The following is a 25,961-nucleotide window of genomic DNA, read 5'->3' on the forward strand; positions in this document are numbered from 1 at the left end:
GCGTCGCGTTATGGCCGTGTCCATCCCTTCTCTCTTTCGGAACCTCTGACGATGACCGAGATCACCCTGCGCCGCCCCGACGACTGGCATCTGCACCTGCGCGACGGCGATATGCTCAACGCGGTGCTGCCCTATACATCCAGGCATTTCGCTCGCGCGATCATCATGCCCAATCTGGTCCCGCCCGTGGTGACGACGGCCGACGCGCGCGCCTATCGCGACCGCATACTGGCCGCAAAGCCGGAACATCACCATTTCGAACCGTTGATGACCCTCTACCTGACTGAGGGAACAGATCCGGACGATCTCGAGGAGGCGCACCGCTCGGGGCTCGTGACGGCAGCCAAGCTCTATCCGGCCGGCGCCACCACCAATTCCCATTCCGGTGTGCGCGACATGGACAAGGCCATGCCGGTGTTCGAGCGCATGGCCAAGATCGGCCTGCCGCTCTGCGTGCATGGCGAGGTGACTTCCTCGGACGTCGATATTTTCGACCGTGAAGCCGTGTTCATCGAAACGGTGCTCGATCCCCTCCGGACGCGCCTGCCGGAACTGAAAGTGACGATGGAGCATGTGACGACCCAGGACGGCGTCGACTATATCGCCGCCTCCAAGGCCAATCTGGCCGGCTCGATCACCACCCATCACCTGATCATCAACCGCAACGCCATCCTCGCCGGCGGCATCCGGCCGCATTATTACTGCCTGCCGGTCGCCAAGCGCGAAAGCCACCGTCAGGCGCTGCGCAAGGCGGCGACCTCGGGCAACGCCAAATTCTTCCTCGGCACCGATTCCGCCCCGCATGTCGATCCGCTCAAGGAATGCGCCTGCGGCTGCGCCGGCTGCTTCACGTCGATCAATACGATGAGCTGCCTGGCGCATGTGTTCGAACAGGAAAATGCCCTCGACAAGCTCGAAGCCTTCGCCTCGCTCAATGGTCCGGCCTGGTACGGTCTGGCGCCGAACGAGGAGCGCATCACGCTGGTCAAGCGCGCGGAGAAGGTGGAGTTCCCTTCGAAGATCGAAACCGCGGCGGGACCGGTGACGGTGTTCGACCCGATGTTCGACATCTATTGGGAAGTCACGCCCTGATCAGGCGCGCTCGATGTCCGTCCGGCTGAAATCTTCGCCCTTGAACATGAGCGGCAGCCGGTAGTGACGCGCGGCCGCATAGGCGAAGCAATCCCCGAAATTCAGCGCCGCCGGATGCCGCCCCTTGCCGAAATCGCGATGGGCGGCGATGGCGGTCGGGGTCATATCGGCGGAGATGGGAACCAGGGCGATCGACGCTTCGGTCAGGAGAGTTTGGACGAAGCCATAGGCGTCGTCATGGCTGAGTTTGAGGATACGCGCCACATTGATAGCGGCTTCCCAAACAGCGAGCGGCGAAGTCGCACGCTGTGGCGCGTCCTTCATCTTCAGTGCGAAAGCGGCGGCTTCAGCTTCATCCGTCAGCATGGCGCAGAGCGCGGAGGCGTCTATGAACATCGTCGTCACTCATAGAGGCTGTCTCTGAAGGACTTGTCGACCGGAAACCCCTCGTCGGGATTGCCCGTGGCGCGTGCGCGCCGGCAGAGAGCGACGACAATATCAACCAACGCGTCGTCGCCTTCGCGCCGCAATTCATTGCGGAGTGCCTGGCGGACAACCTCTTCCTTCGACTGCTGGCGGCGTTCCGCCAGCGCTTCGGCTAGAGCATCGATTTCTATATCGGCGCCATCAAGTGCCATTACCCGCCTCCGGTTCAGACCGGAGAATAGCACAGGCGATGGGCTTGATCCAATCGTCTCGACTAACCCTTGCCCACCTCGATCGCCAGCGCGTGCAGTCCCTCGTCGAATCCGAAGGCGAGCGCGGCGTTGATGGCGCGGTGCTGGTTGACCCGGCTCATGCCGGAAAGCGTCTCGGCGGTGATGCGGATGCGGAAATGGGTCTGGCCCGTGGCGGCGGCTTCCGGGTTGTGGCCGGCATGCATGCGGCTCTCATTGACGACCTCCAGCCGAGAGGGCGAGAATTCGGCTTTGAGCGCCGCTTCGATCTTGTTTTGGAGGGTCATGGCCAACTCGCGAAAAATACTCTCACAAAGCCAAGAACTTTCCGATTTGTCAATTCTTGAAAGCGGATGGGCCGAAGACCCATAATGAGCGGATGAAACTCGACTCAAAATACTTCGACTCGATCCGGTCCAAGCGCTCCAAGGGTGCGCGGGTCGAGGAAAAACCCGACAAGCCGACCTGCCAATGGGACGGATGCGACGCGCCCGGCGTCCATCGCGCCCCCGTGGGCCGCAACGCCGAGGGCAAGTATTTCATGTTCTGCTTCGAGCACGTCAAGGAATACAACAAGGGCTACAATTACTTCTCCGGCCTGTCCGACACCGAGGTCGCCCGCTATCAGAAGGAGGCGGTGACCGGAAACCGCCCGACCTGGACCATCGGCGTCAACAAGAACGCCAAATGGGCGCCGACCATGAACGATGCGCGCGCCAGCGCCGCCCGCATGCGCGATCCGTTCGGCTTCGCCGCCTGGCGCCAGACCAAGCCCGAGCCGCGCGAACGCAAGCTGAAGCCGCTCGAAGGCAAAGCCTTTGAGACGCTCGGGCTCGCCAGCAACGCCACCTCGAGCGACATCAAGTCGCGCTACAAGGAATTGGTGAAGAAACACCATCCTGACGCAAATGGAGGCGATCGCGGCTCGGAAGAGCGCTTCCGTTCTGTCGTTCAGGCTTATCAGTTGCTCAAACAGGCGGGCTTCTGCTCCTGACCCAGTCAGCGAACACGTATAACGACCCGCGTCGCGGCGCTTTTTCAGGCGTCCGCGAGCATTGATTAATTCGTCGCCTCGGCCTAGGACAATGCCCGAGGAATTTTGCGGCCGAACTCCCCGACGGCCGCGTTGGAGAGATGATGAGCAAGATTGACGTAGATATTGTGAAGCTTCCCGACACCACCGTTTCCGTGCGGGACGTTTTCGGCATCGATTCCGATATTCGCGTGCCGGCCTATAGCGAAACCGACGCCCATGTGCCGGACCTCGATCCGGATTACCTTTTCGACCGCGACACGACGCTGGCGATCCTGGCGGGCTTCGCCCATAACCGCCGCGTGATGGTCTCGGGTTATCACGGCACCGGCAAGTCGACCCATATCGAACAGGTCGCCGCCCGCCTCAACTGGCCCTGCATCCGCGTCAACCTCGACAGCCATGTCAGCCGCATCGATCTCGTCGGCAAGGACGCGATCGTGCTGAAGGACGGCAAGCAGATCACCGAATTCAAGGACGGCATCCTGCCCTGGGCCTATCAGCACAATGTCGCGCTGGTGTTCGACGAATATGACGCCGGCCGTCCGGACGTGATGTTCGTGATCCAGCGCGTGCTGGAATCGTCGGGCCGCCTGACGCTGCTCGACCAGAGCCGCGTCATCCGTCCCCACCCGGCCTTCCGCCTGTTCGCGACGGCCAACACCGTCGGTCTCGGCGACACGACCGGCCTCTATCACGGCACGCAGCAGATCAACCAGGCGCAGATGGACCGCTGGTCGATCGTCACCACGCTCAACTATCTGCCCTTCGAGCATGAAGTGAACATCGTCACCGCCAAGGTGAGGCAGCTGGAAGCCGGCAAGGGCCGCGACACGATCGCCAAGATGGTGCGCGTCGCCGAACTCACCCGCGCCGCCTTCATCAATGGCGATCTCTCGACGGTCATGAGCCCGCGCACCGTGATCAGCTGGGCCGAAAACGCCGCGATCTTCGGCGACGTCGCCTTCGCCTTCCGCGTGACCTTCCTCAACAAATGCGACGATCTCGAGCGCGCGCTGGTGGCTGAACAGTATCAGCGCGTCTTCGGCGTCGAGCTCAAGGAAAGCGCGGCCAATCTGGTCCTGAGCGCCTGAGGTCGATCCGATGGCTGGACCGGGCGACAATTCCAAGGCGAGGCCGGGCGCGGCCGTCGATCTCGAACCCTTCCGCCGGGCGCTGACGGGCTGCATCCGCTCGGTGGCGGAATCGGCTGAAGTCGAGGTGGCCTTCGCCAATGACCGCCCGGGCTTCGCCGGCGACCGCATGCGGCTGCCGGAGCTTTCCAAGCGTCCGACCGCGCAGGAACTCGCAATCGTGCGCGGGCTCGGCGATTCCATGGCGCTGCGCAAGGCCTGCCATGACGAGAAGCTGCACACGCAGTTTGCGCCGCAGGGGCAGGACGCCCGCGCCATCTACGACGCGGTCGAGCAGGCCCGCGTCGAAGCGCTCGGCGCGAGCCGCATGGCCGGCATGGCCGCCAATCTCTCCTCCATGCTGTCGGACAAATACGCCCGCGCCAATTTCCGCGGCGTCTCCCAGCGCCAGGACGCGCCGATCGAAGAGGCGATGTCGCTCTATGTGCGCGAAGCCCTGACCGGCGAGAGGCCGCCGGAAAGCGCCGGCCCCGTTCTCGATCTCTGGCGCGACTTCTTCAATGAGACCGCCGAGCGCGAGGTCGGCTCGCTGAAGAACGTCATCGACGACCAGGAGGGATTTGCCCGGGTCGTCAGGTCGATGCTGGCCTCGATGCAGCTCGCCGAGGATATCTCCAACGAAACGGCCGAGCCCGACGAGGATGAGTCCACGTCCGAGGAAGAGCAGCCGCGCAGCCAGGAGCAGAACGAGGAAGAAAACGAGGAAGAGGCAGGAACCGAAGAGGCTCCCGCCGAGGAGAACGAAGCCGCCGACGAACAGCTCGAACAGGGCGAGACCGACGGCGCCGAGATCTCCGAAGACGACCTCATGGAGGAGTCCGATGAGGATTCCGAGACCCCCGGCGAGGTCAAGCGGCCCAACAATCCGCTGTCGGATCTCAACGAGAAGGTCGACTACACCGTTTTCACCCAGGAATTCGACGAGGAAATCTCCGCCGATGAGCTGTGCGACGAAGCCGAGCTCGATCGTCTCCGGGCGTTTCTCGACAAGCAGCTCGCCCATCTCCAGGGCGCGGTCGGCCGTCTCGCCAACAAGCTGCAGCGCCGGCTGATGGCGCAGCAGAACCGCTCCTGGGATTTCGATCTCGAGGAGGGCTATCTCGACAGCGCCCGGCTGGTGCGCATGGTGATCGACCCCATGCAGCCGCTGTCCTTCAAGATGGAGCGCGACACAAAATTCCGCGACACCGTGGTCAGCCTGGTGATCGACAATTCCGGCTCGATGCGCGGTCGCCCGATCACGGTCGCCGCCACCTGCGCCGATATTCTCGCTCGCACGCTGGAGCGCTGCGGCGTGAAAGTCGAGATCCTCGGCTTCACCACCAAGGCCTGGAAGGGCGGCCAGAGCCGCGAGAAGTGGCTGGCGAGCGGCAAGCCGCCGCAGCCGGGCCGCCTCAACGATCTCCGCCATATCGTCTATAAGTCGGCGGACGCCCCCTGGCGCCGCGCCAAGCGCAATCTCGGCCTGATGATGCGCGAAGGCCTGCTCAAGGAAAACATCGACGGCGAGGCGCTGATCTGGGCGCATAACCGCCTGCTCGGCCGGCCCGAACAGCGCAAGATCATGATGATGATCTCCGACGGCGCGCCGGTCGACGATTCCACCCTGTCGGTCAATCCCGGCAACTATCTGGAGCGGCACCTGCGCGCGGTGATCGAGGAGATCGAAACCAAGTCGCCGGTCGAGCTTCTGGCCATCGGCATCGGTCACGACGTCACCCGCTATTATCGCAAGGCGGTGACGATCATCGATGCGGACGAACTGGCGGGCGCGATGACCGAGCAATTGGCGGCATTGTTCGCCGACGAGGCGGAACAGGCGCGCGGCGCAAAGCGTAAGGGCCGGTAAGCCGGCCCTGAACCCTTACGGATAGGAAGCCGCCTTGGCGTCGAAAAAACTGCTCTCGCTTCTGGCTTACCTGCCCTTCGTCATCGCCGGGCTCGGCTTTCCCATGGCCTTCGGCGGACGACCTGCGGAGACCGGCCAGCTCTTGCCGGTCAAGGCCATGGCGATCTCGGAATTCCGACCCGGCGCGGGCAAACTGTTCGGCCGACTGGAGTTCATGGGCGGATTGTCGCTTGCAACGCCCAAGGGCGAAATGGGGGCCGTCTCCTCCATCCGCCTCATCGATGGCGGCAAGCGCTTCATCTCGGTGATGGACACCGGCCATTGGGCCACCGGCGCGATCGATCGCGACGGCAAGGGCGCGCTCTCGGGTGTTTCCGATTACCGCATCTACGACATGCTCGGCCGCAATGGCCGGCCCGGCGACAAGCAGCATATGGACGCCGAAGGCATGGCGCTCGATGAGAGCCATGTCTATGTCAGCTATGAGGGCGATCACCGCATCGACGCCTATCCGCGGCCCGGTTTCGAGACGGCCAAGCCGGTGTCGACCGAGCGCCCTGTGCTCACCGCCGGCCGGCTGAGAAACAATGGCGGCATGGAAACCTTGCTGAAGGCGCCGGATGACAGCGCGCTCCAAGGCGCACTGTTCTACGTCGCGGAGCGCAGCTACGACCGCATGGGCAATTTCATCGCCGGCGTGCAATCGGGTTCTTTGAAGGGCAATTTCTCGATCGAACGGGCGGCGCCCTATGACGTCACCGACGGCGTCGTGCTGGACGATGGCAGCTTCCTGCTGCTCGAACGGAAGTTCGGTCTGCAGTCGGGCATCGGCATGCGCATCCGCCGCTTCAAGCTCGACGACATCAAGCCCGGCGCGCTGGTGAAAGGCGATGTCGTGATGGAAGGCGTGTTTCCCGCCCAGATCGACAATATGGAAGGCATCGACGCCTACAAGGCCGACGATGGTTCGACGCGGCTGATCGTCATCTCCGACGATAATCACAACCTGCTCGAACGCAATCTGATGCTGGAATTCAAGCTGATGCCGTAAGGCGCGGCGACGCCATTTCTTTGCATTTGCGAAATTATGGATGCCGCACTGCGGGAAAAGGTCTAAGATGGACAGTGCAGGCGCTTCGGCCGCCTGCCGCATTCGGCGCCGCGCTCAGGCGCGCGTCTATCATTCAGTAACATTGCGTTGCTAAGCTTGCACAACGGCCTGCGCTCTCGCAGCGCAGCAAGATTCGAAAATCGGGGCGGCAAGATGATGAATTATGACCTGATCGTGATCGGCAGCGGACCGGCGGGACGCCGGGCCGCGATCCAGGCGGCGAAACTCGGCAAGAAGGTGTTGGTCGTCGAAAAGGGCACCCGCGTCGGCGGCGTCTCCGTCCACACCGGCACCATCCCCTCCAAGACCCTGCGCGAGACCGCGCTCAACCTCACCGGCTGGCGCGAACGCGGCTTCTACGGCCGCTCCTATCGCGTCAAGCAGGAGATCAGCGCCGAGGATCTGCGGCGCCGCCTGCTCATCACGCTCGACCATGAAGTCGAGGTGCTGGAGCATCAGTTCGCCCGCAATCGCGTCCATCACCTGCGCGGCCGCGCCGAATTCGTCGATCGCAACACGCTGTCGATCGAGAAGAACGACGGCGAAGTGCTGCGGGTGACGGCGACCTCGATCCTGCTCGCCATCGGCACGCGGCCCTATCGTCCCGAGAACATTCCCTTCGACGGCGAAAAGATCATCGACAGCGACGAGTTGCTGGAAATTCAGGAGATTCCGCGGTCGATGATCGTCATCGGCGCAGGCGTCATCGGCATCGAATATGCGACGATCTACAGCACGCTCGATACGGTGGTGACGGTGATCGAGCCGCGCGCCAGCATGCTGGATTTCATCGACAAGGAAATCGTCGAGGACTTCTCCTACCAGCTCCGCGACCGCAACATGAAGCTGCTGTTCGGCGAAACGGCCGAAAAGGTCGAGCGTGAGCCGAACGGCAAATGCAAGGTGACGCTGGCGAGCGGCCGCTCGCTGCATGCCGACATGGTGCTCTACGCCGCCGGCCGCTCCGGCGCCACCGCCCAACTCAATCTGGAAGCCGTCGGCCTGAAGCCGGATTCGCGCGGACGCATCAAGGTCAATCCGGAAACCTTCCAGACCGACGTGCCGAACATCTACGCCGCCGGCGACATTGTCGGCTTCCCGAGCCTCGCCTCCACCTCGATGGAGCAGGGTCGTATCGCCGCCCGGCATGCCGTCGGGGCGCCGGCGTCGGATCCGCCGCAATTCTTCCCCTACGGAATCTATGCCGTGCCGGAAATCTCGACCTGCGGCCTGACCGAAGAAGAGGTCAAGGCGCGCCACATTCCCTATGAATGCGGCATCGCCCGTTTCCGCGAGACCTCGCGCGGCCATATCATGGGCCTCGACAACGGCATGCTGAAGATGATCTTCTCGCTGAAGACGCGCCGTCTGCTCGGCGTCCATATCGTCGGCGAAGGCGCGACCGAGCTCATCCATATCGGCCAGGCGGTGCTGAACCTGAAGGGCACGGTGGATTACTTCGTCGAGAACACCTTCAACTATCCGACCCTCGCCGAAGCCTACAAGATTTCTGGCCTCGACGCCTGGAACCGGATGGGCGAATTGCACGAGCAAATCGTCGAAGCGGCGCAGTAATCGCGCCGTTATATGTCCCGCTAATCTTGCGCGTTTCGACGCGCGAGATATGAATAATGCCGGATGCCGATCCGTTTACTCCATCGACAGGCAATCGGCACCACAGGGGGACGCCATGACATTTCAGGATGCAGTCAAATCAGTTCTGACCACCAATTACGCCACGTTTTCCGGCCGCGCGCGGCGCTCGGAATATTGGTGGTATGTGCTGTTCGTCTTCATCGCTTCGCTCGTGCTGGGTTTCATCGACCAGGAAGTCATCGGCATGGGGCTTCTCGGCGGCATATTTGGTCTTGCGACCCTGATCCCCGGCATCGCTGTCGGCGTGCGTCGCCTGCATGACCGCGACATGTCCGGCTGGTGGCTGCTGATCAGCCTCGTGCCGTTGATCGGCTGGGCGATCCTCATCTATTTCCTGGCGACGCCGGGCACTGCGGGGGAAAACCGCTTTGGGCCGGAACCCGTAGTCTGACGCCGGCTCCGCGATCGGGCGCGACAGCGGCGGGCGAGCGGTGAAGGTCAACAGACGGATCGTCTCCATCAGCACATCGTGAATGGCGGTCAACATGGCGTATCTCCTTTCGCCAGTGTTATCCGCCGGTTGCCGCGCGGGCTCAAACGACTATAGTCGGGCCTTCAGATAACCTGAGGTTATGAGAGCCATGAAGCGCGCCCGCCTGCCTTTGACCGCTTTGCGCGCCTTCGAATCCGCCGGCCGGCTCGGCGGGTTCTCCAGGGCCGCCGAAGAGCTCTATGTCTCGCAGGCGGCGATCAGCCGGCAGATCCGCGAGCTCGAAAGCCTGATCGGCCAGCCGCTCTTCACCCGCATTCATCGCGGCGTCGAACTGACGGAGAAGGGTAGGGCGTTGCTCGCCGATGTGACGCTGAGCTTCGACAGGATCGATGCGGCGCTCGCCGATGCGGGCCAACAGCTGGCGGGTTCGGTGAAAGTCAGCGCCGAGCCGACCTTCGCCGCGCTTTGGCTCGCGCCGCATATCCAGGAGTTCAGGCATCTCCATCCCGAGATCGATGTCGAGATCGACGCTGATCCGCGCCTCGCAGAATTTCGCGGCGGCGGCCTCGATCTTGCGGTCCGCCATAGTCGCGGTGAGACAAGGTGGGCGAGGGTGGAATCAAACAGACTTATGCAGACACGCAGCCGGCCGGTCATGACGAAGGACTTCATCGACCGACATCACATCGCTTCCGCAGCCGACCTCGCCCTCCATCCACTCCTGCACGAAGAAAGCCGGAGCGGATGGAGCGATTGGTTTCGCATCGTCGGCGTCGAGCCGCCGGCGGAAAAGGGCACGGTGTTCGCCGATGGCGGCATGGCGCTTCAGGCGGCGTTGCGCGGCCATGGCGCGGCTCTGTTCGATCCACGGATGATCGACGGAGAACTGGTCTCGGGCGCGCTGGTGGCGCCTTTCAATAGGGAATGCGATTGCGGCGCCTATTTCATCGTCGCGCGCTCGTTCGCCGCTCTGTCGCCCGCCGCCCGCGCCTTCGCCGACTGGATCGAAGCGGCCTTCGATGAAGTTTGAACCGCTTCGGCTTCCATCCCGCCGAGCTTCCTGCTAAGCGCGGTCAGTCCACCCCAGCAGGAGCCCGCCAATGTTTTCCAACGCCTTCAACGACAAATCCACGAATGCTCGCCTGATGGCGCGGATGCTCTGGGAAATCAAGGCGGTGCATTTCCGGGCGGACGACCCCTACAAGCTCGCTTCGGGCATGCGCAGCCCCGTCTATATCGACTGCCGCAAGCTTCTGTCCTATCCGCGCATCCGCTCGGCGATCATGGATTTCGCCGCCGCCACCATCACCGCCGAAGCCGGCTTCGAGGCCTTCGACTGCATCGCGGGCGGCGAGACGGCCGGCATTCCCTTCGCGGCCCTTCTCGCCGACCGGCTGTCGCTGCCGATGATCTACGTCCGCAAGCAGCCCAAGGGCCATGGCCGCACTTCGCAGATCGAAGGCGAGATGAAGCCCGGCGCGCGCGTGCTGGTGATCGAGGACCTGACCACCGCCGGCGGCTCGATGTTCACCTTCATCGAAGCGGTGCGCAAGGCGGGCGGCGTGGTCGATCACGGCATGGCGCTGTTCTTCTACGGCATCTTCCGGGAAGCCGAGGCGCGCTTCGCCAATGGCGGCGTCAAGCTGCACCATATCGCCACTTGGCGGGACGTGCTCGCGGCGGCGCGCGAGCAGGACCTGTTCGATAAAGAGACATTCGCCTCCGTCGAAACCTTCCTGAATGATCCTTTGTCCTGGTCTGCGGCCCATGGCGGCGTTTCCGAATTGCCAACCGCCTGAATTTGCCGCATTTCTCTCAATGTGTAATCGGCGCGGCCTCGAAGGCTACGCCGAATATTGACCTTTGCCCGATAAAGACGTTAGGAAATTTATACCATGAAAATTGCGTATCTCGGATGACCGGCATGTATCAAGCGACGACCAGGGGCATTGAAGTCACTGTCGAGCCTTATTATCTGGCCGAGCAATCGGATCCGGCCGACAGCCGCTATGTCTGGGGCTACAGGATCGTCATCGCCAACAATTCCGTCGCAACCGTCAAGCTGATGAACCGCTACTGGCACATCACCGACGAGAATGGCCAGATCGACGAGGTCACCGGCCCCGGCGTGGTCGGCGAACAACCGGTTCTCGGACCTGGCGACACCTATGAATACAATTCCGGCTGCCCGCTCGACACGCCCTCGGGCATGATGTTCGGCCACTACCAGATGCTGGCCGACACAGGCGAAATGTTCGATGTGGCGATCCCCGCCTTTTCGCTGGATGCGCCGGGCCTGCAGCGGACGCTCAACTGAGCCTCAGGCCAGGAAAAACGCGCGCCTCGGGTCCCAAAGCGCGCGTTGGTGATCAGTTGGCGACGATGAACTCTTCCGGCTTGAAGCGATACTGCGTCGCGCAGAATTCGCAGGTCACCCGGATTTCGCCGTCTTCGATGGTCGAGGCGATCTCTTCGGCCGAAAAGCCCGTGAGCACGCTGCGGATCTTGTCTTCGGAGCAGCTGCAGCGGTCATAGACCGGTTGGGCGTCATAGACGCGCACGCCGCGCTCATGGAACAGCCGGAACAGCAGCCGTTCGACGCCGACATCGGGGTCTGTCAACTCTTCCGGACCGGCGGTTGCGGCCAGGGTCTGGGCTTCCGCCCAGGTGTCGTCTTCCTCGAAGTCATGGCCATTGTCGCCGTCGCCGCCATGCAGGTCTCTCTGGCGCATGCGCTCGGGCGCTTGCGGCAGGAACTGCACGACGAGGCCGCCGGCCCGGTAGCTGTGGCGCGGCTTGCCGTCGGCGTCGCGGTCGAACAGCTCCGCCGAGGCGAGCTTCACCTTGGTCGGGATCTGCTCGGACTGGCGGAAATAGGCTGCGGCCGCCTCTTCCAGCGTCTCGCCGTCGAGCGCCACGATGCCCTGATAGCGCTGCGTATGCGCGCCCTGATCGATGGTGAAGGCGAGAACACCCTTGCCCAGCAATTGATGCGGCTCGGTCTCTCCGGCCTTCACGGCGGCGTCGAGCGCGTCCTCGTCGAAGCGGGCGTAAGCGCGCACGGCTTCCGGCGCGGTGAAATCCGCGACCAGGAAGTTGACCGGCCCGTCCGTCTGGGTCTGCACGATCAGCTTGCCCTCGAATTTCAGCGAGGTGCCCAACAGCACGGTGAGCGCGATGGTCTCGGACAGCAGCCGCGCCACCGGAGCGGGGTAGTTATGGCGCGACAGGATGGCGTCGGTCAGCGGGCCGAGCGTGACGGCGCGGCCGCGCACATCGAGCCCTTCCACCTGAAACGGCACGACCCGGTCATCGCCGGCGAAGGGGGCGGCGCCCCCGGGATTGGAAATGTCCACTGTCATGATGGTCTCGATCTTGCGGCATGCGATGTCATGCCCTTCGTTTGAAGGGAGGTAAATAAGCGATCACCGAACCGTTTCAAGAGTGTTCAGATGGCGCCGAGGCACCAGGCGAGCACCGATTTCTGCGCATGCAGACGGTTCTCGGCTTCATCGAACACCACCGATTGCGGCCCGTCGATCACCTCGTCGGTCACTTCCTCGCCGCGATGGGCGGGCAGGCAATGCATGAACAGCGCCTTGGGATCGGCCTTCTTCATCAGTTCCGGATTGACCTGGAACGGCATGAACACATTGTGGCCGCGCGCCTTGTGCTCCTGGTTCATCGACACCCAGGTGTCGGTGATCACGCAGTCGACGCCGTCCACGGCGCGTTCGGCGTCATGGCAGAGCATGATCTCGCCGCCATTGTTGCGCGCCCAGTTGAGATATTTGTCGTCGGGCTCGGAGCCGAGCGGCACGGCCATGTTCATGCGGTAGCCGAAGCGGGCCGAGCCCTCGACGAGCGAATGCAGCACATTGTTGCCGTCGCCGGTCCAGGCCAGCGTCTTGCCCTTCACGGGGCCGCGATGCTCCTCGAAGGTCAGGATGTCGGCCATGATCTGGCAGGGATGCGTGGAGTCGGTCAGGCCGTTGATGACAGGCACGGTCGCATGTTCGGCGAGTTCGAGCAGTCGGTTGTGATCGGTGGTGCGGATCATGATGGCGTCGACATAACGCGACAGAACCTTGGCGGTGTCGCCGATCGTCTCAGCACGGCCGAGCTGCATTTCCGTGCCCGACAGGAACAGCGTCTCGCCGCCGAGCTGGCGCATGCCGACATCGAAGGATACGCGGGTGCGGGTCGAGGGCTTTTCGAAGATCATCGCCAGCATCTTGCCGGCCAACGGCTTGCCGGCCGTGCCGTCGCGGGTGGAGGCCTTGCGGGCCTTGGCGTCGTCGAGGATGTGCCGGAGGTCGTCTGCGGAAACGGCGGAAAGATCGAGAAAATGCCGGTGGGAAGTCATCATGAGGTCCTTGGACTGCGAAAAAGAAAGACTAGCGGGAAAGGAAGAGGCGACCAAGCCTCATCGCAGCTTTTCCGCGCGCAGTTTTTCCGCAGCTTTTTCGAGCCGCGCCAGGCCCTCGCGGGCTTCGTCAGCCGTGGTGATCAGAGGCGGCAGCACGCGCACGACATTGTCGCCCGCCATCACCGTCAGCACATGTTCGGACCGCAGCGCCTGCAGGAGGTCGGCAGCGGGAACCTTGGCCTTGATCCCGATCATCAGGCCCCGACCGCGGATTTCCTCGATCACGTCGGGGAAACGGTCCTTCAGGCCTTCCAGCCCCTGGCGGAACTGCAGGCCGAGACCCTTCACATTCTGCAGGAAGCCGTCCAACAGCACGACGTCGAGCACGGCGTTGCCGACCGCCATGGCGAGTGGATTGCCGCCATAGGTCGAACCATGCGTGCCGGCCACCATTCCGGACGCCGCGTCCGCCGTCGCCAGGCACGCGCCCATCGGAAAGCCGCCGCCGATGCCCTTGGCGACCGCCATGATGTCAGGCGTCACCCCCATCTGCATATAGGCGAACAGCGTGCCGGTGCGGCCGACCCCGCATTGCACTTCGTCGAAGATCAGCAGCAGGCCATGTTCGTCGCACAGCGCGCGGATCTCCTTGAGGAATTCCGGCGAGAAGGTGCGCAGGCCGCCTTCGCCCTGCACCGGCTCGAGCAGAATGCCGGCCGTGGCGTCGGTGATCGCCGCCTTGACGGCGTCGAGATCCTCGAAGGGAACCTGGTCGAAACCCGGAGCCTTGGGGCCGAAGCCGTCGATATATTTCTGCTGGCCGCCGGCGGCGATGGTCGCGATGGTGCGGCCGTGGAAGGCGCCTTCGAATGTGATGATGTGGTAGCGGTCGGGCTGGCCCTTGGAATAATGATAGCGACGGGCCGTCTTGATCGCGCATTCCAGCGCTTCCGCACCGGAATTGGTGAAGAACACCTTGTCGGCGAAGGTGTTCGCGATCAGGCGCTCGCCGAGCTTTTCCTGACCGGGGGCCTGGTAGAGATTGGACGTGTGCCACAATTTCTCGGCCTGCGCCTTCAGCGCCTCGACGAGATGCGGATGGCTGTGGCCGAGCACATTGACCGCGACGCCTGCGGCGAAATCGAGATAACGCTCGCCGCCTTCGGTGATCAGCCAGACGCCTTCGCCTCGCTCGAAACGGAGGGGCGCGCGGGCGTATGTCTCGTAAAGGGGCGAGGTAGCGGCCATGGCTGTCATCCTTCCGTCATGTTTCAGGCAGGCGGCGCTTGTGTTTTCCACAAGCGAAAACGAAAAATGCCGCCCTATCGGGCGGCGCGGGCAAATTGCACATTTCCCGTGGTTCCGTCAACAAAAACCCTTAATTGGCGACCATCGGAACGCCTCGAACTGACGTTACGTGCGTCTCGAAACGGGCCAGCGCGAATCTGATTGACAAATCAATCTTGGGGATAACTCGAAAAACGATTCCCCCGGAATCGCCGCGGCCTTGTCACGGAGTCACGGGGTCACTACCTTACAAACAGATTACTAGACCTGCATGCGGCGGAACTAGTCACCGGAAATGTAGAGCGTTTCGAGCTTCGGCGACGCCGGGCCTCGGTGAGGGATTCCGCAGAAGGAACATCCCAATGGATAACAGCGTAAACTGGACTGACGAACGCGTCGAAAGGCTGAAAAAGCTTTGGTCCGAAGGCTTGAGCGCCAGCCAGATCGCCGCCCAGCTGGGCGGCGTCAGCCGCAATGCGGTCATCGGCAAGGTTCATCGCCTCAATCTTCCCGGCCGCGCCAAGTCGGGCGGCGCAGCACCGTCCCGGGCCCCCAAGCGTCCGGCCGTGGCGCAGCCGACCGCGGCCCGTCCGGCGCAGACTTCTTTCGCGCAACAGCGTCCGGTCACCCGCACCGTGGCGCGCCCGGCGGGCGCGACCATGCTGAAGGAAGAAGTGGAAATGGATGCGATGGAGGTCGTCGAGACCTCGTCGGACAACAATGTGGTCGTGCCGATCTTCCGGCGCGTGCCGCTCATCCGTCTCACCGAGCGCACCTGCAAGTGGCCGCTGGGCGATCCGCTCAAGGAAGATTTCTGCTTCTGCGGCAACGACTCCCCCGACACCTCGCCCTATTGCACCTTCCATCAGCGGCTGGCCTATCAGCCGTCCGCCGAGCGCCGCCGCGTGCGCTGACCGGCGAATGTATGGAGATGATCAAAAGCGGCCCCTGGGCCGCTTTTGTCGTTTCGGGGCAGGTTATTTCAGGATCTTCGGGCCGCCGAGGATCTTGTCGTCGATCTCGCCGATCGCCTTCTTGTCCTTGCCCTTGTAGTCGAGCGCGCCGAGCACGGAGCGGATGATGTTGAGCCGTGCGCGGCGCTTGTCATTGCCGCGCACCACGGTCCAGGGCGCATGGTCGGTGTGGGTTTCCTTGAGCATGCGGTCGCGCTTTTCGGTGTAATCGTCCCATTTCGTCAGCGCCGCGATGTCCATCGGCGACAGTTTCCAGCATTTCAGCTTGCTGTGACGGCGGTCATGGAAGCGCTTGAGCTGCATCTCCCGGCCGATATCGATGTAGAATTTGAAGAAATGGATGCCGTCGCCGGTGATCAGCTTTTCCAGCCGCGGCGCGCTTTCCAGAAAATGCTCGTAGTCTTCGGGCGCGCAGAAGCCCATGACCGGTTCGACGCCCGCGCGGTTGTACCAGGAGCGGTCGAAATTGACGAATTCGCCCCGGGTTGGGAAGGTCGAGATGTAGCGCTGGAAATACCACTGCCCCTTTTCCGTCTCGGTCGGCTTGGTCAGCGCCACGACGCGGGCGTTGCGCGGATTCATATAGGACATGATCGCCTGGATCGCCCCGCCCTTGCCGGCGGCGTCACGGCCTTCGAACAGGCAGATCACCCGGGCGCCGGTGTCCTGCTGCCAGAACTGCACCTTGACCAGTTCCTCCTGCAGTTCTTCGAGCGTCTTGGCGTATTCGACCTCGTCGAGCTTCTTCTTGTAGGGATATCCGCCCGACCCCAGCGCTCCGGCTTCGATCCAGTCGGGCAATTCTGGGTTCTCGATGTCGAACACGCGCCGTTCCCCGCCGATATCGAGGGGAACGGGCTTGTGAACTTCGTCTTCGGCCATGCGGCTTCCTCCATGCAAACTGTCTGAAATGTGAGACTGGACACATGCGCCTTGCGATTTCAAGTTCGCCATGAAAAAACCTGTCACAATCCAGCGTTAGGAAGGGAGACCGGCTCTAAGCCAGGTGGCGATTCTGTGAGACGCTCGCGGCGGTCAGACATGCACGATGTATGTCGTCCGCCAGCGAAAAGAACCGCAAGACCTGGGGAAGACGAGATTTCGGCATGGGAAAACAGATGGGAAAAGCGGTGAAGGAATGGATGGCGCGCCACTTTTTCAGTCTGTTGATGGCTGCCGCCGGCGTGGCGGCGCTCATTGCGGCGGGAACGAATTCCTGGATCGCGGTCGCCGTGATGACCCTCGCCGTGCTGCCGAGCCTGGCGGCGCGCGCGCCGGTCGTCGCCCCGCCCCCTGCGGTCGAGACGCTGATCGACACCGATCCGCTGCGTGAGGTCAAGGCCGCCTTTGCTGGTTTTGACAGCCCGGTCTATGTTCTCGATCTCAAAGCCAACGTCCTCTATCAAAACCCGTCCGCACGCCACATTTTCGGTCCGATCGATCAGGGCCAGCATATTTCGGTGAAGGTGCGGATGCCGGTGGTGGCCGACATGATCCGCGATGCGCTCGCCAGCGGCCGTAACGGGCAGGTGGAATTCGCCGGGACCGTGCCGTCCGAAAGCGTCTATCTCGTCCGCATGGTCCGGGCCGAGGCGACCGACGGCGCCGGCGCCTTCTATGTGCTGATTTTCCGCGATATTTCGGAGGCGCGCCGCATCGACCGCATGCGCTCGGATTTCGTCGCCAACGCCTCGCATGAACTGCGCACGCCGCTCGCCTCCCTGCGCGGCTTCATCGAGACGCTGCTCGGTCCCGCCAGGAACGACGCCAAGGCGCAGGAGCGCTTTCTGAATATCATGCTGGAGCAGGTCACCCGCATGAGCCGCCTCGTCGACGACCTCATGTCGCTGTCGCGGCTGGAGCTCAAGGCGCGGCTCGCGCCCGGCGACGAAGTGGATCTCGTACCCCTGCTCGGCTCGGTGACGGACGCCTTGTCGCCGCTGGCCGGCGATCTCGGGGTCGATATTCGGCTGAAGCTGCCGGAGGAGCCGGTGCTGGTGATGGGCGATCGTGACGAACTCACCCAGGTCTTCGAAAACCTGATCGAGAACGCCTGTAAATATGGTCAGGAAGGCAAGGTGGTCGATGTCACGCTCGAGCCGCCCGCCAAAGGCCAGGCGGTTCAGGTGAGCGTCGTCGACTATGGACCCGGCATCGCAGAAGAACATGTGCCGCGTCTGACCGAGCGCTTCTACCGCGCCAATGTCGAGAGCAGCCGCTCGAAAAAGGGCACCGGCCTCGGCCTGGCGATCGTCAAACATATCCTCACCCGGCACCGCGCCCGGCTGGTGATCAAGTCGGAATTGGGCAAGGGCAGCACATTCACCGTCCGTTTCTGACACAAAAGCCGGAACACCCACGGCGAACACAGAAAAAATATTGAAATTCCAATAAATTAGGCTGTCACAAATCTTTCACTGAATTGACATAAAAGCGGTGGTGTCCGGGGTCTAATGAGGTGCCGGCCGGACAGGAAAAGGCCGAGGGCGCCGCGCCAGGCGCGATCCATCAAGCCCGAACGGGAGAACCACTATGAAACTCGCACACACCACCATGGCGGCGCTGGTCGCCTCCGTCGCTTTCGCAGGCGCTTCTTTCGCCGCCGACCAGATCCACGTCGCCGGCTCTTCGACCGTTCTTCCCTATGCGAAGATCGTTGCCGAAAACTTCGCCGAAACCTATCCGAACTTCAAGGCTCCGGTCGTCGAGTCCGGCGGCTCCTCCGCTGGCCTGAAGGAATTCTGCAAGGGCGCCGGCCCGGAGACCATCGACATCGCCAACTCTTCGCGCGCGATCAAGAAGTCCGAAATCGAAACCTGCGCCGCGAACGGCGTCAAGGACATCACCGAAGTGAAGATCGGTTATGACGGCATCGTGTTTGCGACCGACAAGTCGGCCGCCGACATGGCCCTGACCCCCAAGGACGTCTACCTCGCCCTCGCCGCTGAAATTCCGGTCGATGGCAAGATGGTCAAGAACCCGAACGCCAAGTGGAAGCAGGTCAACGCCTCTTTCTCCGACGTCGACATCCAGGCCTTCATCCCCGGCGAAAAGCATGGCACCCGCGAAGTGTTCGAGCAGAAGCTCCTGCTCGCCGGCTGCAAGGAAACCGGCGCGATGGAACTGATCGAAAAGGCCGGCGCCGATGAAAAGGCTGCTGAAAAGGCCTGCGTCGCGATCCGCAAGGACGGCAAGGCTGTCGATATCGACGGCGACTACACCGAAACGCTGGCTCGCATCGACGCCAACAAGACCGCCGTCGGCGTGTTCGGCCTGTCCTTCTACGAAAACAACGCCGACAAGCTGAAGGTCTCGACCGTCAACGGCATTCAGCCGACCGTCGAAACCGTCGCCAAGGGCGAATATCCGGTGTCGCGTCCGCTGTTCTTCTATGTGAAGAAGGCGCACCTCGACTCCGTTCCTGGCCTCAAGGAATATGTCGAATTCTTCACCTCCGACCAGATGATCGGCCCGGACTCGCCGCTCGCCGAATACGGCCTGATCCCGGCTCCGGACGCCGAGCGCGAAGCTGTTCGCGCCGTCGTCAAGGAATGGAAGAACATGTAATCGCCTTTCGACCGGCGGCGAAAGCCGCCGGTCGTTCCGCCTGTAGTCCTGGGGGCATGAGGCCCTGAACTCGGTTAGGAATGACAATGGGTAGCGCCTTAACTCTCCTGATCATTCTGCTCATCGGTGCAGCCGCGTATTTTCTGGGCAGGTCCCGGGCGCTGACCGTCGCGGCGGGTGATGAATCCAAATTGCACTCGCGGCCGGGCTATTTTGGCGCCCATGCTGCGATTTTCGCTATTTTGCCAGCACTGTTGATTTACGCAGCCGGCGTCGTGATCGGCGGCAACATCGTCGAGCGCTCGACCTATGCAGCGCTTCCGTCCGACGTTCAGTCCATGACCGTTCCCGAACAGAACGTCGTCTATCACATGATCACGGGCATCGCCGGCGGTCTGTCGCGTCTGACGCCCGAGGAAGGCGCCCAGATCCGCGAAAATATCGACAGCGCCAAGCAGATCCTCGGCGCGAAGGGCGTTCCGCTCGCCCAGGCTCCGCAGCCCTATATGATCGACGCCGCCTATGTTTATGCCGCATCCGCGGGCCGGGCAGCGACGATTGTCGGCATTCTCGCCGTTCTCGCGTCTCTCGCCGGCGGCGCCTATTCGGTGTCGCGCGTGTCGCTCGCCTTCCGGGCGCGCAATCAGGTTGAAATGGTGATGCTCGGCGCGCTGATCCTGTCGTCGACGATCGCCATCCTCACGACATTCGGCATCATCGGTTCGCTGATCACCGAAACCATCCACTTCTTCACTGTCGTGCCGCCGATGGACTTCTTCTTCGGCACCGTCTGGGATCCGCGCTTCTCGGCTGCCGGCGACGCGAATTCGGCTGGTCAGTTCGGCCTGATCCCGCTGCTGCTCGGCACGCTCTACATTGCCCTGGTGGCCATGCTGATCGCCGTGCCGATCGGTCTCTTCGCCGCGATCTACATGTCGGAATACGCCTCCAACCGGGTGCGCTCCACCGTCAAGCCGCTGCTCGAAATTCTCGCCGGCATCCCGACCATCGTCTACGGCTTCTTCGCCCTGGTCTCGGTCGGTCCAGGTCTGCGCGATTTCTCCGCGGCGCTCTGGGGCGCGCTGACCGGCAATGGCGTGCCATTCATCGAGGCGCAGAGCGTTCTGACCGCCGGCTTCGTGATGAGCATCCGTCTCATCCCCTTCGTCTCCTCGCTGTCTGACGACATCATCACCGCCGTGCCCCGCGCCATGCGCGACGGCTCGCTCGGCCTCGGCGCAACGCGGTCCGAGACGATGAAGAAGGTTATTCTGCCGGCTGCGCTGCCGGGCATCGTCGGCGCGTTGCTGCTGACCGCCTCGCGCGCCATCGGCGAAACCATGATCGTGGTGCTGGCCGCCGGCGTCGCCGCCAACCTGCAGTTCTCGCCCTTCCAGCCGATGACCACCATCACCGTCAAGATCGTCAACCAGCTGACGGGCGACCTTGAATTCACCTCGCCGCAGACGCTGGTGGCCTTCGCGCTCGGCATCACGCTGTTCGTGCTGACGCTGGCGCTCAATGTCTACGCGCTCTACATCGTGCGCAAATACCGGGAGCAGTACGAATGACCGACGCGATCCTGACACAGGGCGGCGTGAGCGCCGCCGTCACCTCCGGCCCGCGCGACATCGGCATCAAGAAGCGCCGCGCCGCCGAATCCCGCTTCCGCGCCTATGGCGTGATCGCCATCACGCTCGGCCTGTTCTTCCTGGTCATGCTGCTGGTCAGCATCGTCTCGAAGGGCTACACCTCCTTCTTCCAGACCATGATCACCGTCCCGGTCGAATTCTCCGAACAGGTCATCGACCCCAGCAACGAGCGGGCGACCAATCCGCAGGTGCTGGTGACGGCGAATTACCCGGTGCTGGCCCGCAATGCGGTCGCCAAGCTCGCCGGCGTCGACACCAAGGACCGCAAGGCCATGGCGGCGATCAAGGATATCGTCTCCGACAGCGTCCGCGTGCAGCTGCGCAATGTCGTTGCCGCCAACCCGCAGGTCATCGGCCAGACCGTGCCCGTCACCTTCCTCGCCGCCGCCGACATCGACTCCGCCTATAAGGGGCAGATCGACCTGACGGTGCCGGAAGCCGACCGCAAGGTGAAGGACAGCCAGATCGCCATCATGGACAAGCTGAAGGCCGAGGGCGCCATGCAGCTGAAGTTCAACCCCGACTTCTTCACCTCCGGCGCGTCCTCGCGTCCCGAGGCGGCGGGTCTCGGCGTGGCGATCATCGGCTCGATCTTCACCATGGTGATCGTGCTGGCGCTGGCGCTGCCGATCGGCGTCGCCGCCTCGATCTATCTCGAGGAATTCGCGCCGAAGAACCGCTGGACCGACCTGATCGAGGTCAACATCAACAACCTCGCCGCCGTTCCCTCGATCGTCTATGGTCTGCTCGGCCTCGCCATCTTCATCAACATGTTCGGCATGCCGCGTTCGGCCTCGATCGTCGGCGGTCTCGTGCTGGCGCTGATGACCCTGCCGACCATCATCATTGCCACGCGCGCCGCGCTGAAGGCGGTGCCGCCGTCGATCCGCGCCGCAGCGCTCGGCCTCGGCGCTTCCAAGATGCAGTGCGTGTTCCACCACGTGCTGCCGCTCGCCATGCCGGGCATCCTGACCGGCACCATCATCGGTTTGGCCAATGCGCTCGGCGAAACCGCGCCGCTGCTTCTGATCGGCATGGTGGCTTTCGTGGTGGACTTCCCCGCGACCCCCTTCGATCCCGCAACCGCTCTGCCCGTGCAGATCTATATGTGGGCCAATGAAGCCGAGCGCGCCTTCGTGGAGCGCACCTCTGGGGCGATCATCATTCTGCTGATCTTCCTGATCCTGATGAATCTGGGCGCAATTCTGTTGCGTCGGCGCTTTGAACGCCGCTGGTGAGGAGCCGAGACAATGAATATGCTGACCGATATCGAAGTTGAAAAAGCCCTGGTAAAACCGATGAGCGATACGCCCGAACTGAAGATGATCGGCAAGGATGTTTCCGTCTATTACGGCGAGAAGCGCGCCCTGTTCGACGTCAATCTCAACATCCGCAAGAACACGGTCACCGCTCTGATCGGTCCGTCGGGTTGCGGCAAGTCCACCTTCCTGCGTTCGCTCAACCGCATGAACGACACGATCGACGGCTGCCGCGTCACCGGCAAGATCACGCTCGACGGTCAGGACGTGTACGCGGCTCATCTCGACGTCGTCGAACTGCGCGCCCGCGTCGGCATGGTGTTCCAGAAGCCCAATCCCTTCCCGAAGTCGATCTACGAGAACGTCGCCTACGGTCCGCGCATCCATGGCCTTGCCCGCACCAAGCAGCAGCTCGACGCGATCGTCGAGCAGAGCCTGCAGCGCGCCGGTCTGTGGAACGAAGTCAAGGACCGTCTGCTCGAAGCCGGCACCGGCCTGTCCGGCGGCCAGCAGCAGCGCCTCTGCATCGCCCGCGCCGTGGCCGTCAGCCCGGAAGTCATTCTGATGGACGAGCCCTGCTCGGCGCTCGACCCGATCGCCACCGCCAAGGTCGAGGAACTGATCCACGAATTGCGCGAGAACTTCACGATCGTCATCGTGACCCACTCGATGCAGCAGGCCGCCCGCGTGTCGCAGCGCACCGCCATGTTCCATCTCGGCTATCTGGTCGAGGAGAACGACACGGACAAGATCTTCACCAATCCGGATGACCAGCGCACCCAGGATTATATCATGGGCCGCTTCGGCTAATCATTGTGACGCCGGCTCCGCCGGCTGGAGGATACATTCATGGGCGCATCCCATATCTACTCCGTCTTCGACGAAGAGCTGAAATATCTCGCCCGCCGCATCGCGGAAATGGGCGGCATGGCCGAACAGATGGTGTCCGACGCGGTTCGCGCGCTCGTCAACGCCGATGCGGCGCTGGCCCAGCGCGTCATCTCCCAGGACGTGGTGATGGACGACGCCGAGCGTGAGATCGGCGAACAGTCCGTGCTGATGATCGCCAAGCGTCAGCCGGTCGCCGCCGACCTGCGCGAGATCATCGGATCGCTGCGCATCGCCTCCGATCTCGAGCGCGTCGGCGACCTCGGCAAATCCACCGCCAAGCGCGTCATCGCGGTCCAGAGCACCGGCATTCCCCGTCCGCTCGCCCGCGGCATCGAGCATCTCTCCGAACTGGCGCTGACCCAGCTCCAGGACGTGCTCGACGTCTATGCGACGCGTTCGGCCGAAAAGGCCGAAGCCATCCGTCTGCGCGACGAAGAGATCGACGCAATGTATACCTCGCTCTTCCGCGAGATGCTGACCTATATGATGGAAGATCCGCGCAACATCACGCCCTGCACGCATCTCCTGTTCTGCGCCAAGAACATCGAGCGCATCGGCGATCACGCCACCAATATCGCCGAGTCCATCTACTACATGACCACGGGCGCGCAGCCGGTGGGCGAACGTCCCAAGGACGACAACACCGCCACCGTCGTGCAACAGCCCGCCTGATGACCCGAGACCTGCGCGCCCGGCTCGCGCCGGGCGTCGCTCGACTGCGAATGGAGTAAGAACTCATGCAGCCCCGTATCATGGTGGTCGAAGACGAAGAAGCGCTCGGCACCCTGCTCAGCTACAATCTCGAAGCCGAAGGTTACGACGTCGAAGTGATCGCCCGCGGCGACGAAGCCGATATCCGCCTTCAGGAGCGCGTTCCCGATCTTCTTCTGCTCGATTGGATGCTGCCGGGCGTCTCCGGCATCGAATTGTGCCGGCGCCTGCGCATGCGACCCGAAACCGAGCGCCTGCCGGTGATCATGCTGACGGCGCGCGGCGAGGAAAGCGAACGCGTGCGCGGCCTGTCCACCGGCGCCGACGACTATGTCGTCAAGCCCTTCTCCACGCCGGAACTGATGGCCCGCGTCAAGGCCATGCTGCGCCGTGTCAGGCCGAACGCCATCTCCTCGGTGCTCAAATGCGGCGATGTCGAACTCGATCGCGAGACCTATCGCGTGCATCGTCGTTCGCGCGAAGTCCGGCTCGGGCCGACCGAGTTCAAGCTGCTCGAATTCTTCATGTCGTCGCCGGGCCGGGTGTTTTCGCGCTCGCAACTGCTCGACGGCGTCTGGGGGCACGACATCTATGTCGACGAGCGGACTGTCGACGTGCATGTCGGCCGCCTGCGCAAGGCGCTGAACCTCACCAATATGCCCGATGTCATCCGCACCGTGCGCGGCGCGGGCTATGCGATGGAAGCCTGATCCATTCTGGCTCGAAGATCTGTCGAAGCGCCGGCGAAAACCGGCGCTTTTCGTTTGAGCGTTTCAACTCACGAACCCGGCAGCACGCGGACGCCGTAGAGTTTCAGCTTGCGGCCCTTGCCCATCACGTCGCTGTTGATGATGATCTGGCCAGCCTCCGAAGGCGCCATCTTGCCGTCGAAGGTGACATGGATCAGTTCGTCGGCCCGCTCGTTGCCGACGGTGAAGCGATGACGGCCGCAGCCGCCCATCGCGCCGAAGGCGCATTCGACATAGATCTGCGTCGGCGCGTCGCCATCGGCCTTGACGGTGAGGGCGATGGTCGCGGTCTTGCCGGCAAGCGTCTGCAGAAGCTCTTCCGGCGTCTCCACCGTTACCTCGCCATTCTTGCCGGACGCGTTCGAGGCGATCGTCACGCCGTCGCCGTCGCTGTCGCTGAAGGAGGCGACGAGCGCCGCTGCGCGCGGTGAAATCGCATTGGCTTCCTTGCCGGTATAGACATTGACCCAGTCGCCGGAGAAACGGCGCAAGGGATCCAGCGGCTCGGACTGCTGCGCCGCCGGCGCGGCGGTCTGCAATTCCTTGGGCACCAGATCGAAATTGCCTTCGCCCTTCAGCGCCACGTCGATCATGCCGGTGGCGTAGACCCACCAGACGCCGAAGCCGATGGCGCCGAGGAAACACGAATACACGAAGAGCGATATGAAGAAGGAGGCGACGCCGCCTCGCTTCCGGCGCTGCGATTTTTCGACCTTGGCCTTGTTTTTGCGATGTTTGATTTTGCCGACCTTGGCGTGCTCATGCGCAATCGGCGCGCTGGCCTGGGACCGGCGATCATCCGCCACCAGCCGCGCCATGGGCTCGTTGACGCGCGGCGCGACGTCGTCGAGCGATCCCGCATCGGCGCGTGTCTCGCGCGCTGCGCGGTCGTCGCGGTCGAGTTCGATGTTCGGCGCGGCGCGGCCCGTCGCGGGCGCCGCATCGAGATCGGGCGCATTCACGGAGAAATCGTCGTTGGCGTCGCGACGGGGAGATCGCGGCTCCGGCGCGATCTCCGGCTCGGGATCCGGTTCGCGCTCGATCAGCACTTTTTCGAGCCGCGCCATGGCGCGTAGTCTCTCGCGCTCTTCCTCCTCGATCGTCTGGATCGTGGCGTCGAGCCGCTGGCGTTGCCGGGCGATGACCTCTTCGTCCTCGACCTCCTGCTTGGCGAGGCCGGCGTCGAGCGCGTGCCGGGCGGATTGATAGATGCGGGCGCGGATCTCCGGATCGGAGCGATCGGCGCGTTCGAGCGCGTTGCGGATAGCGTGTTCGAGACCGCTCACTGTCGTCTTAATCCCGTGCTCGTTACAAAAACCGTGCATTTCGGTAAACATTCCCCGCCGCACTTGCAAGCGCGCTTCAGGGCCCGATCCCCGGCAAACACCGGCAATGCAGCCAAAAAAGGGCGGCGTGAGGAGTTGCGAGAAAATTCAAGGTTGAACAATTCCTCCGGCTTGGCCTATCATGGCGGCAAAACAGGTCCATCATGGGAGT

At 63.1% G+C, this 25,961-nt stretch carries 26 protein-coding genes; 18 read left to right on the forward strand and 8 right to left on the reverse strand.

Annotated features, from left to right (window positions below; translation table 11 throughout):
- Positions 1 to 51 precede the first annotated feature (51 nt).
- A complete protein-coding gene (pyrC, locus tag E8Q41_RS10160; protein WP_137155425.1) occupies positions 52 to 1,092 on the forward strand; it encodes a dihydroorotase in 1,041 nt (346 codons plus the stop codon).
- Here pyrC and E8Q41_RS10165 read toward each other — a convergent pair whose 3' ends face one another.
- The 3 genes from E8Q41_RS10165 to E8Q41_RS10175 all read right to left on the reverse strand — a co-directional run bounded on the left by E8Q41_RS10165 (position 1,093) and on the right by E8Q41_RS10175 (position 2,056).
- Positions 1,093 to 1,488, reverse strand: coding sequence for a type II toxin-antitoxin system VapC family toxin (locus tag E8Q41_RS10165; protein WP_137155426.1), 396 nt, complete (start codon positions 1,486 to 1,488; stop codon positions 1,093 to 1,095).
- Between the two features lie 5 nt (positions 1,489 to 1,493).
- Complete coding sequence (locus E8Q41_RS10170; protein WP_137155427.1) at positions 1,494 to 1,730, reverse strand: type II toxin-antitoxin system VapB family antitoxin; 237 nt, start codon at positions 1,728 to 1,730, stop codon at positions 1,494 to 1,496.
- Positions 1,731 to 1,792: 62 nt separating this feature from the next.
- On the reverse strand, positions 1,793 to 2,056 hold the full coding sequence (locus E8Q41_RS10175) for a BolA family protein (RefSeq protein WP_137155428.1): 264 nt from the start codon (positions 2,054 to 2,056) through the stop codon (positions 1,793 to 1,795).
- Between the two features lie 92 nt (positions 2,057 to 2,148).
- Here E8Q41_RS10175 and E8Q41_RS10180 point away from each other — a divergent pair, with 92 nt between their 5' ends.
- From E8Q41_RS10180 to apaG, 9 genes are all read left to right on the forward strand, one after another.
- Positions 2,149 to 2,763, forward strand: coding sequence for a J domain-containing protein (locus tag E8Q41_RS10180; protein WP_137155429.1), 615 nt, complete (start codon positions 2,149 to 2,151; stop codon positions 2,761 to 2,763).
- 143 nt (positions 2,764 to 2,906) lie between these two features.
- A complete protein-coding gene (gene cobS, locus E8Q41_RS10185) occupies positions 2,907 to 3,896 on the forward strand; it encodes a cobaltochelatase subunit CobS (RefSeq protein ID WP_137155430.1) in 990 nt (329 codons plus the stop codon).
- A gap of 10 nt (positions 3,897 to 3,906) precedes the next feature.
- Positions 3,907 to 5,805 (forward strand): cobaltochelatase subunit CobT, encoded by a 1,899-nt coding sequence (gene cobT, locus E8Q41_RS10190; protein ID WP_137155431.1) that lies wholly within the window; start codon positions 3,907 to 3,909, stop codon positions 5,803 to 5,805.
- 34 nt (positions 5,806 to 5,839) lie between these two features.
- The gene (locus tag E8Q41_RS10195; RefSeq protein ID WP_246660152.1) at positions 5,840 to 6,856 is read left to right on the forward strand and encodes an esterase-like activity of phytase family protein; all 1,017 of its coding nucleotides are present in this window, start codon (positions 5,840 to 5,842) and stop codon (positions 6,854 to 6,856) included.
- Positions 6,857 to 7,069: 213 nt separating this feature from the next.
- Positions 7,070 to 8,491, forward strand: a complete 1,422-nt coding sequence (sthA, locus tag E8Q41_RS10200; RefSeq protein ID WP_137155432.1) for a Si-specific NAD(P)(+) transhydrogenase — start codon at positions 7,070 to 7,072, stop codon at positions 8,489 to 8,491.
- Positions 8,492 to 8,606: 115 nt separating this feature from the next.
- On the forward strand, positions 8,607 to 8,963 hold the full coding sequence (locus E8Q41_RS10205) for a DUF805 domain-containing protein (protein ID WP_137155433.1): 357 nt from the start codon (positions 8,607 to 8,609) through the stop codon (positions 8,961 to 8,963).
- A gap of 190 nt (positions 8,964 to 9,153) precedes the next feature.
- The gene (locus E8Q41_RS10210) at positions 9,154 to 10,035 is read left to right on the forward strand and encodes a LysR substrate-binding domain-containing protein (RefSeq protein WP_137155434.1); all 882 of its coding nucleotides are present in this window, start codon (positions 9,154 to 9,156) and stop codon (positions 10,033 to 10,035) included.
- A 70-nt stretch (positions 10,036 to 10,105) separates the two neighbouring features.
- Positions 10,106 to 10,804, forward strand: coding sequence for an orotate phosphoribosyltransferase (locus E8Q41_RS10215; RefSeq protein WP_137155435.1), 699 nt, complete (start codon positions 10,106 to 10,108; stop codon positions 10,802 to 10,804).
- Between the two features lie 125 nt (positions 10,805 to 10,929).
- The gene (gene apaG / locus E8Q41_RS10220; RefSeq protein WP_137155436.1) at positions 10,930 to 11,322 is read left to right on the forward strand and encodes a Co2+/Mg2+ efflux protein ApaG; all 393 of its coding nucleotides are present in this window, start codon (positions 10,930 to 10,932) and stop codon (positions 11,320 to 11,322) included.
- Positions 11,323 to 11,374: 52 nt separating this feature from the next.
- Here apaG and E8Q41_RS10225 read toward each other — a convergent pair whose 3' ends face one another.
- The 3 genes from E8Q41_RS10225 to E8Q41_RS10235 form a co-directional block, all read right to left on the reverse strand.
- The gene (locus E8Q41_RS10225) at positions 11,375 to 12,367 is read right to left on the reverse strand and encodes an Hsp33 family molecular chaperone (RefSeq protein WP_137155437.1); all 993 of its coding nucleotides are present in this window, start codon (positions 12,365 to 12,367) and stop codon (positions 11,375 to 11,377) included.
- 86 nt (positions 12,368 to 12,453) lie between these two features.
- Complete coding sequence (gene argF / locus E8Q41_RS10230) at positions 12,454 to 13,371, reverse strand: ornithine carbamoyltransferase (RefSeq protein WP_137155438.1); 918 nt, start codon at positions 13,369 to 13,371, stop codon at positions 12,454 to 12,456.
- A gap of 60 nt (positions 13,372 to 13,431) precedes the next feature.
- Positions 13,432 to 14,622 carry an aspartate aminotransferase family protein gene (locus tag E8Q41_RS10235; protein ID WP_137155439.1) on the reverse strand — a complete coding sequence of 397 codons (1,191 nt, stop codon included), beginning with the start codon at positions 14,620 to 14,622 and terminating at the stop codon, positions 13,432 to 13,434.
- Positions 14,623 to 15,023: 401 nt separating this feature from the next.
- Between E8Q41_RS10235 and E8Q41_RS10240 the strand changes: the two genes are divergently transcribed.
- Complete coding sequence (locus E8Q41_RS10240) at positions 15,024 to 15,575, forward strand: GcrA family cell cycle regulator (protein ID WP_137155440.1); 552 nt, start codon at positions 15,024 to 15,026, stop codon at positions 15,573 to 15,575.
- Between the two features lie 63 nt (positions 15,576 to 15,638).
- Here the strand turns inward: E8Q41_RS10240 and ppk2 are convergent, their stop codons facing one another.
- Positions 15,639 to 16,517 (reverse strand): polyphosphate kinase 2, encoded by an 879-nt coding sequence (ppk2, locus tag E8Q41_RS10245; protein ID WP_137155441.1) that lies wholly within the window; start codon positions 16,515 to 16,517, stop codon positions 15,639 to 15,641.
- A gap of 260 nt (positions 16,518 to 16,777) precedes the next feature.
- On the opposite strand from ppk2, the gene phoR reads away from it, so the two are divergent.
- The 7 genes from phoR to phoB all read left to right on the forward strand — a co-directional run bounded on the left by phoR (position 16,778) and on the right by phoB (position 24,425).
- Entirely contained in the window at positions 16,778 to 17,974 is a 1,197-nt protein-coding gene (gene phoR / locus E8Q41_RS10250) for a phosphate regulon sensor histidine kinase PhoR (RefSeq protein WP_170976442.1), read from the forward strand.
- 193 nt (positions 17,975 to 18,167) lie between these two features.
- Positions 18,168 to 19,202 carry a substrate-binding domain-containing protein gene (locus E8Q41_RS10255; protein ID WP_137155443.1) on the forward strand — a complete coding sequence of 345 codons (1,035 nt, stop codon included), beginning with the start codon at positions 18,168 to 18,170 and terminating at the stop codon, positions 19,200 to 19,202.
- Between the two features lie 86 nt (positions 19,203 to 19,288).
- Positions 19,289 to 20,773 carry a phosphate ABC transporter permease subunit PstC gene (gene pstC / locus E8Q41_RS10260; RefSeq protein ID WP_137155444.1) on the forward strand — a complete coding sequence of 495 codons (1,485 nt, stop codon included), beginning with the start codon at positions 19,289 to 19,291 and terminating at the stop codon, positions 20,771 to 20,773.
- Positions 20,770 to 22,092 carry a phosphate ABC transporter permease PstA gene (pstA, locus tag E8Q41_RS10265; protein ID WP_137155445.1) on the forward strand — a complete coding sequence of 441 codons (1,323 nt, stop codon included), beginning with the start codon at positions 20,770 to 20,772 and terminating at the stop codon, positions 22,090 to 22,092. Before pstC ends, pstA begins: the two co-directional genes overlap by 4 nt.
- Before the next feature lie 12 nt (positions 22,093 to 22,104).
- Entirely contained in the window at positions 22,105 to 22,923 is an 819-nt protein-coding gene (gene pstB / locus E8Q41_RS10270; protein ID WP_137155446.1) for a phosphate ABC transporter ATP-binding protein PstB, read from the forward strand.
- A 39-nt stretch (positions 22,924 to 22,962) separates the two neighbouring features.
- On the forward strand, positions 22,963 to 23,676 hold the full coding sequence (gene phoU, locus E8Q41_RS10275) for a phosphate signaling complex protein PhoU (protein WP_137155447.1): 714 nt from the start codon (positions 22,963 to 22,965) through the stop codon (positions 23,674 to 23,676).
- Between the two features lie 65 nt (positions 23,677 to 23,741).
- Positions 23,742 to 24,425 (forward strand): phosphate regulon transcriptional regulator PhoB, encoded by a 684-nt coding sequence (phoB, locus tag E8Q41_RS10280; protein ID WP_137155448.1) that lies wholly within the window; start codon positions 23,742 to 23,744, stop codon positions 24,423 to 24,425.
- A gap of 68 nt (positions 24,426 to 24,493) precedes the next feature.
- On the opposite strand, the gene E8Q41_RS10285 is transcribed toward phoB, so the two are convergent.
- Positions 24,494 to 25,750 (reverse strand): hypothetical protein, encoded by a 1,257-nt coding sequence (locus tag E8Q41_RS10285; RefSeq protein ID WP_137155449.1) that lies wholly within the window; start codon positions 25,748 to 25,750, stop codon positions 24,494 to 24,496.
- Positions 25,751 to 25,961: the final 211 nt, after the last annotated feature.

It is taken from the genome of Rhizobium sp. FKL33 (genome assembly GCF_005222915.1).
In the GTDB taxonomy this organism is placed as follows: Bacteria; Pseudomonadota; Alphaproteobacteria; order Rhizobiales; family Rhizobiaceae; genus Rhizobium_E.

Coding starts and splice junctions, on each gene's coding strand:
- phoU (WP_137155447.1), top strand. CDS start 22,963: ATGGGCGCATCCCATATCTACTCCGTCTTCGACGAAGAGCTGAAATAT.
- pstC (WP_137155444.1), top strand. CDS start 19,289: ATGGGTAGCGCCTTAACTCTCCTGATCATTCTGCTCATCGGTGCAGCC.
- phoB (WP_137155448.1), top strand. CDS start 23,742: ATGCAGCCCCGTATCATGGTGGTCGAAGACGAAGAAGCGCTCGGCACC.
- apaG (WP_137155436.1), top strand. CDS start 10,930: ATGTATCAAGCGACGACCAGGGGCATTGAAGTCACTGTCGAGCCTTAT.
- E8Q41_RS10240 (WP_137155440.1), top strand. CDS start 15,024: ATGGATAACAGCGTAAACTGGACTGACGAACGCGTCGAAAGGCTGAAA.
- E8Q41_RS10170 (WP_137155427.1), bottom strand. CDS start 1,730: ATGGCACTTGATGGCGCCGATATAGAAATCGATGCTCTAGCCGAAGCG.
- pstB (WP_137155446.1), top strand. CDS start 22,105: ATGAATATGCTGACCGATATCGAAGTTGAAAAAGCCCTGGTAAAACCG.
- argF (WP_137155438.1), bottom strand. CDS start 13,371: ATGACTTCCCACCGGCATTTTCTCGATCTTTCCGCCGTTTCCGCAGAC.
- E8Q41_RS10165 (WP_137155426.1), bottom strand. CDS start 1,488: ATGTTCATAGACGCCTCCGCGCTCTGCGCCATGCTGACGGATGAAGCT.
- cobS (WP_137155430.1), top strand. CDS start 2,907: ATGAGCAAGATTGACGTAGATATTGTGAAGCTTCCCGACACCACCGTT.
- E8Q41_RS10180 (WP_137155429.1), top strand. CDS start 2,149: ATGAAACTCGACTCAAAATACTTCGACTCGATCCGGTCCAAGCGCTCC.
- E8Q41_RS10210 (WP_137155434.1), top strand. CDS start 9,154: ATGAAGCGCGCCCGCCTGCCTTTGACCGCTTTGCGCGCCTTCGAATCC.
- E8Q41_RS10255 (WP_137155443.1), top strand. CDS start 18,168: ATGAAACTCGCACACACCACCATGGCGGCGCTGGTCGCCTCCGTCGCT.
- E8Q41_RS10225 (WP_137155437.1), bottom strand. CDS start 12,367: ATGACAGTGGACATTTCCAATCCCGGGGGCGCCGCCCCCTTCGCCGGC.
- E8Q41_RS10235 (WP_137155439.1), bottom strand. CDS start 14,622: ATGGCCGCTACCTCGCCCCTTTACGAGACATACGCCCGCGCGCCCCTC.
- E8Q41_RS10175 (WP_137155428.1), bottom strand. CDS start 2,056: ATGACCCTCCAAAACAAGATCGAAGCGGCGCTCAAAGCCGAATTCTCG.
- cobT (WP_137155431.1), top strand. CDS start 3,907: ATGGCTGGACCGGGCGACAATTCCAAGGCGAGGCCGGGCGCGGCCGTC.
- phoR (WP_170976442.1), top strand. CDS start 16,778: ATGGCGCGCCACTTTTTCAGTCTGTTGATGGCTGCCGCCGGCGTGGCG.
- ppk2 (WP_137155441.1), bottom strand. CDS start 16,517: ATGGCCGAAGACGAAGTTCACAAGCCCGTTCCCCTCGATATCGGCGGG.
- E8Q41_RS10205 (WP_137155433.1), top strand. CDS start 8,607: ATGACATTTCAGGATGCAGTCAAATCAGTTCTGACCACCAATTACGCC.
- pyrC (WP_137155425.1), top strand. CDS start 52: ATGACCGAGATCACCCTGCGCCGCCCCGACGACTGGCATCTGCACCTG.
- pstA (WP_137155445.1), top strand. CDS start 20,770: ATGACCGACGCGATCCTGACACAGGGCGGCGTGAGCGCCGCCGTCACC.
- E8Q41_RS10215 (WP_137155435.1), top strand. CDS start 10,106: ATGTTTTCCAACGCCTTCAACGACAAATCCACGAATGCTCGCCTGATG.
- sthA (WP_137155432.1), top strand. CDS start 7,070: ATGATGAATTATGACCTGATCGTGATCGGCAGCGGACCGGCGGGACGC.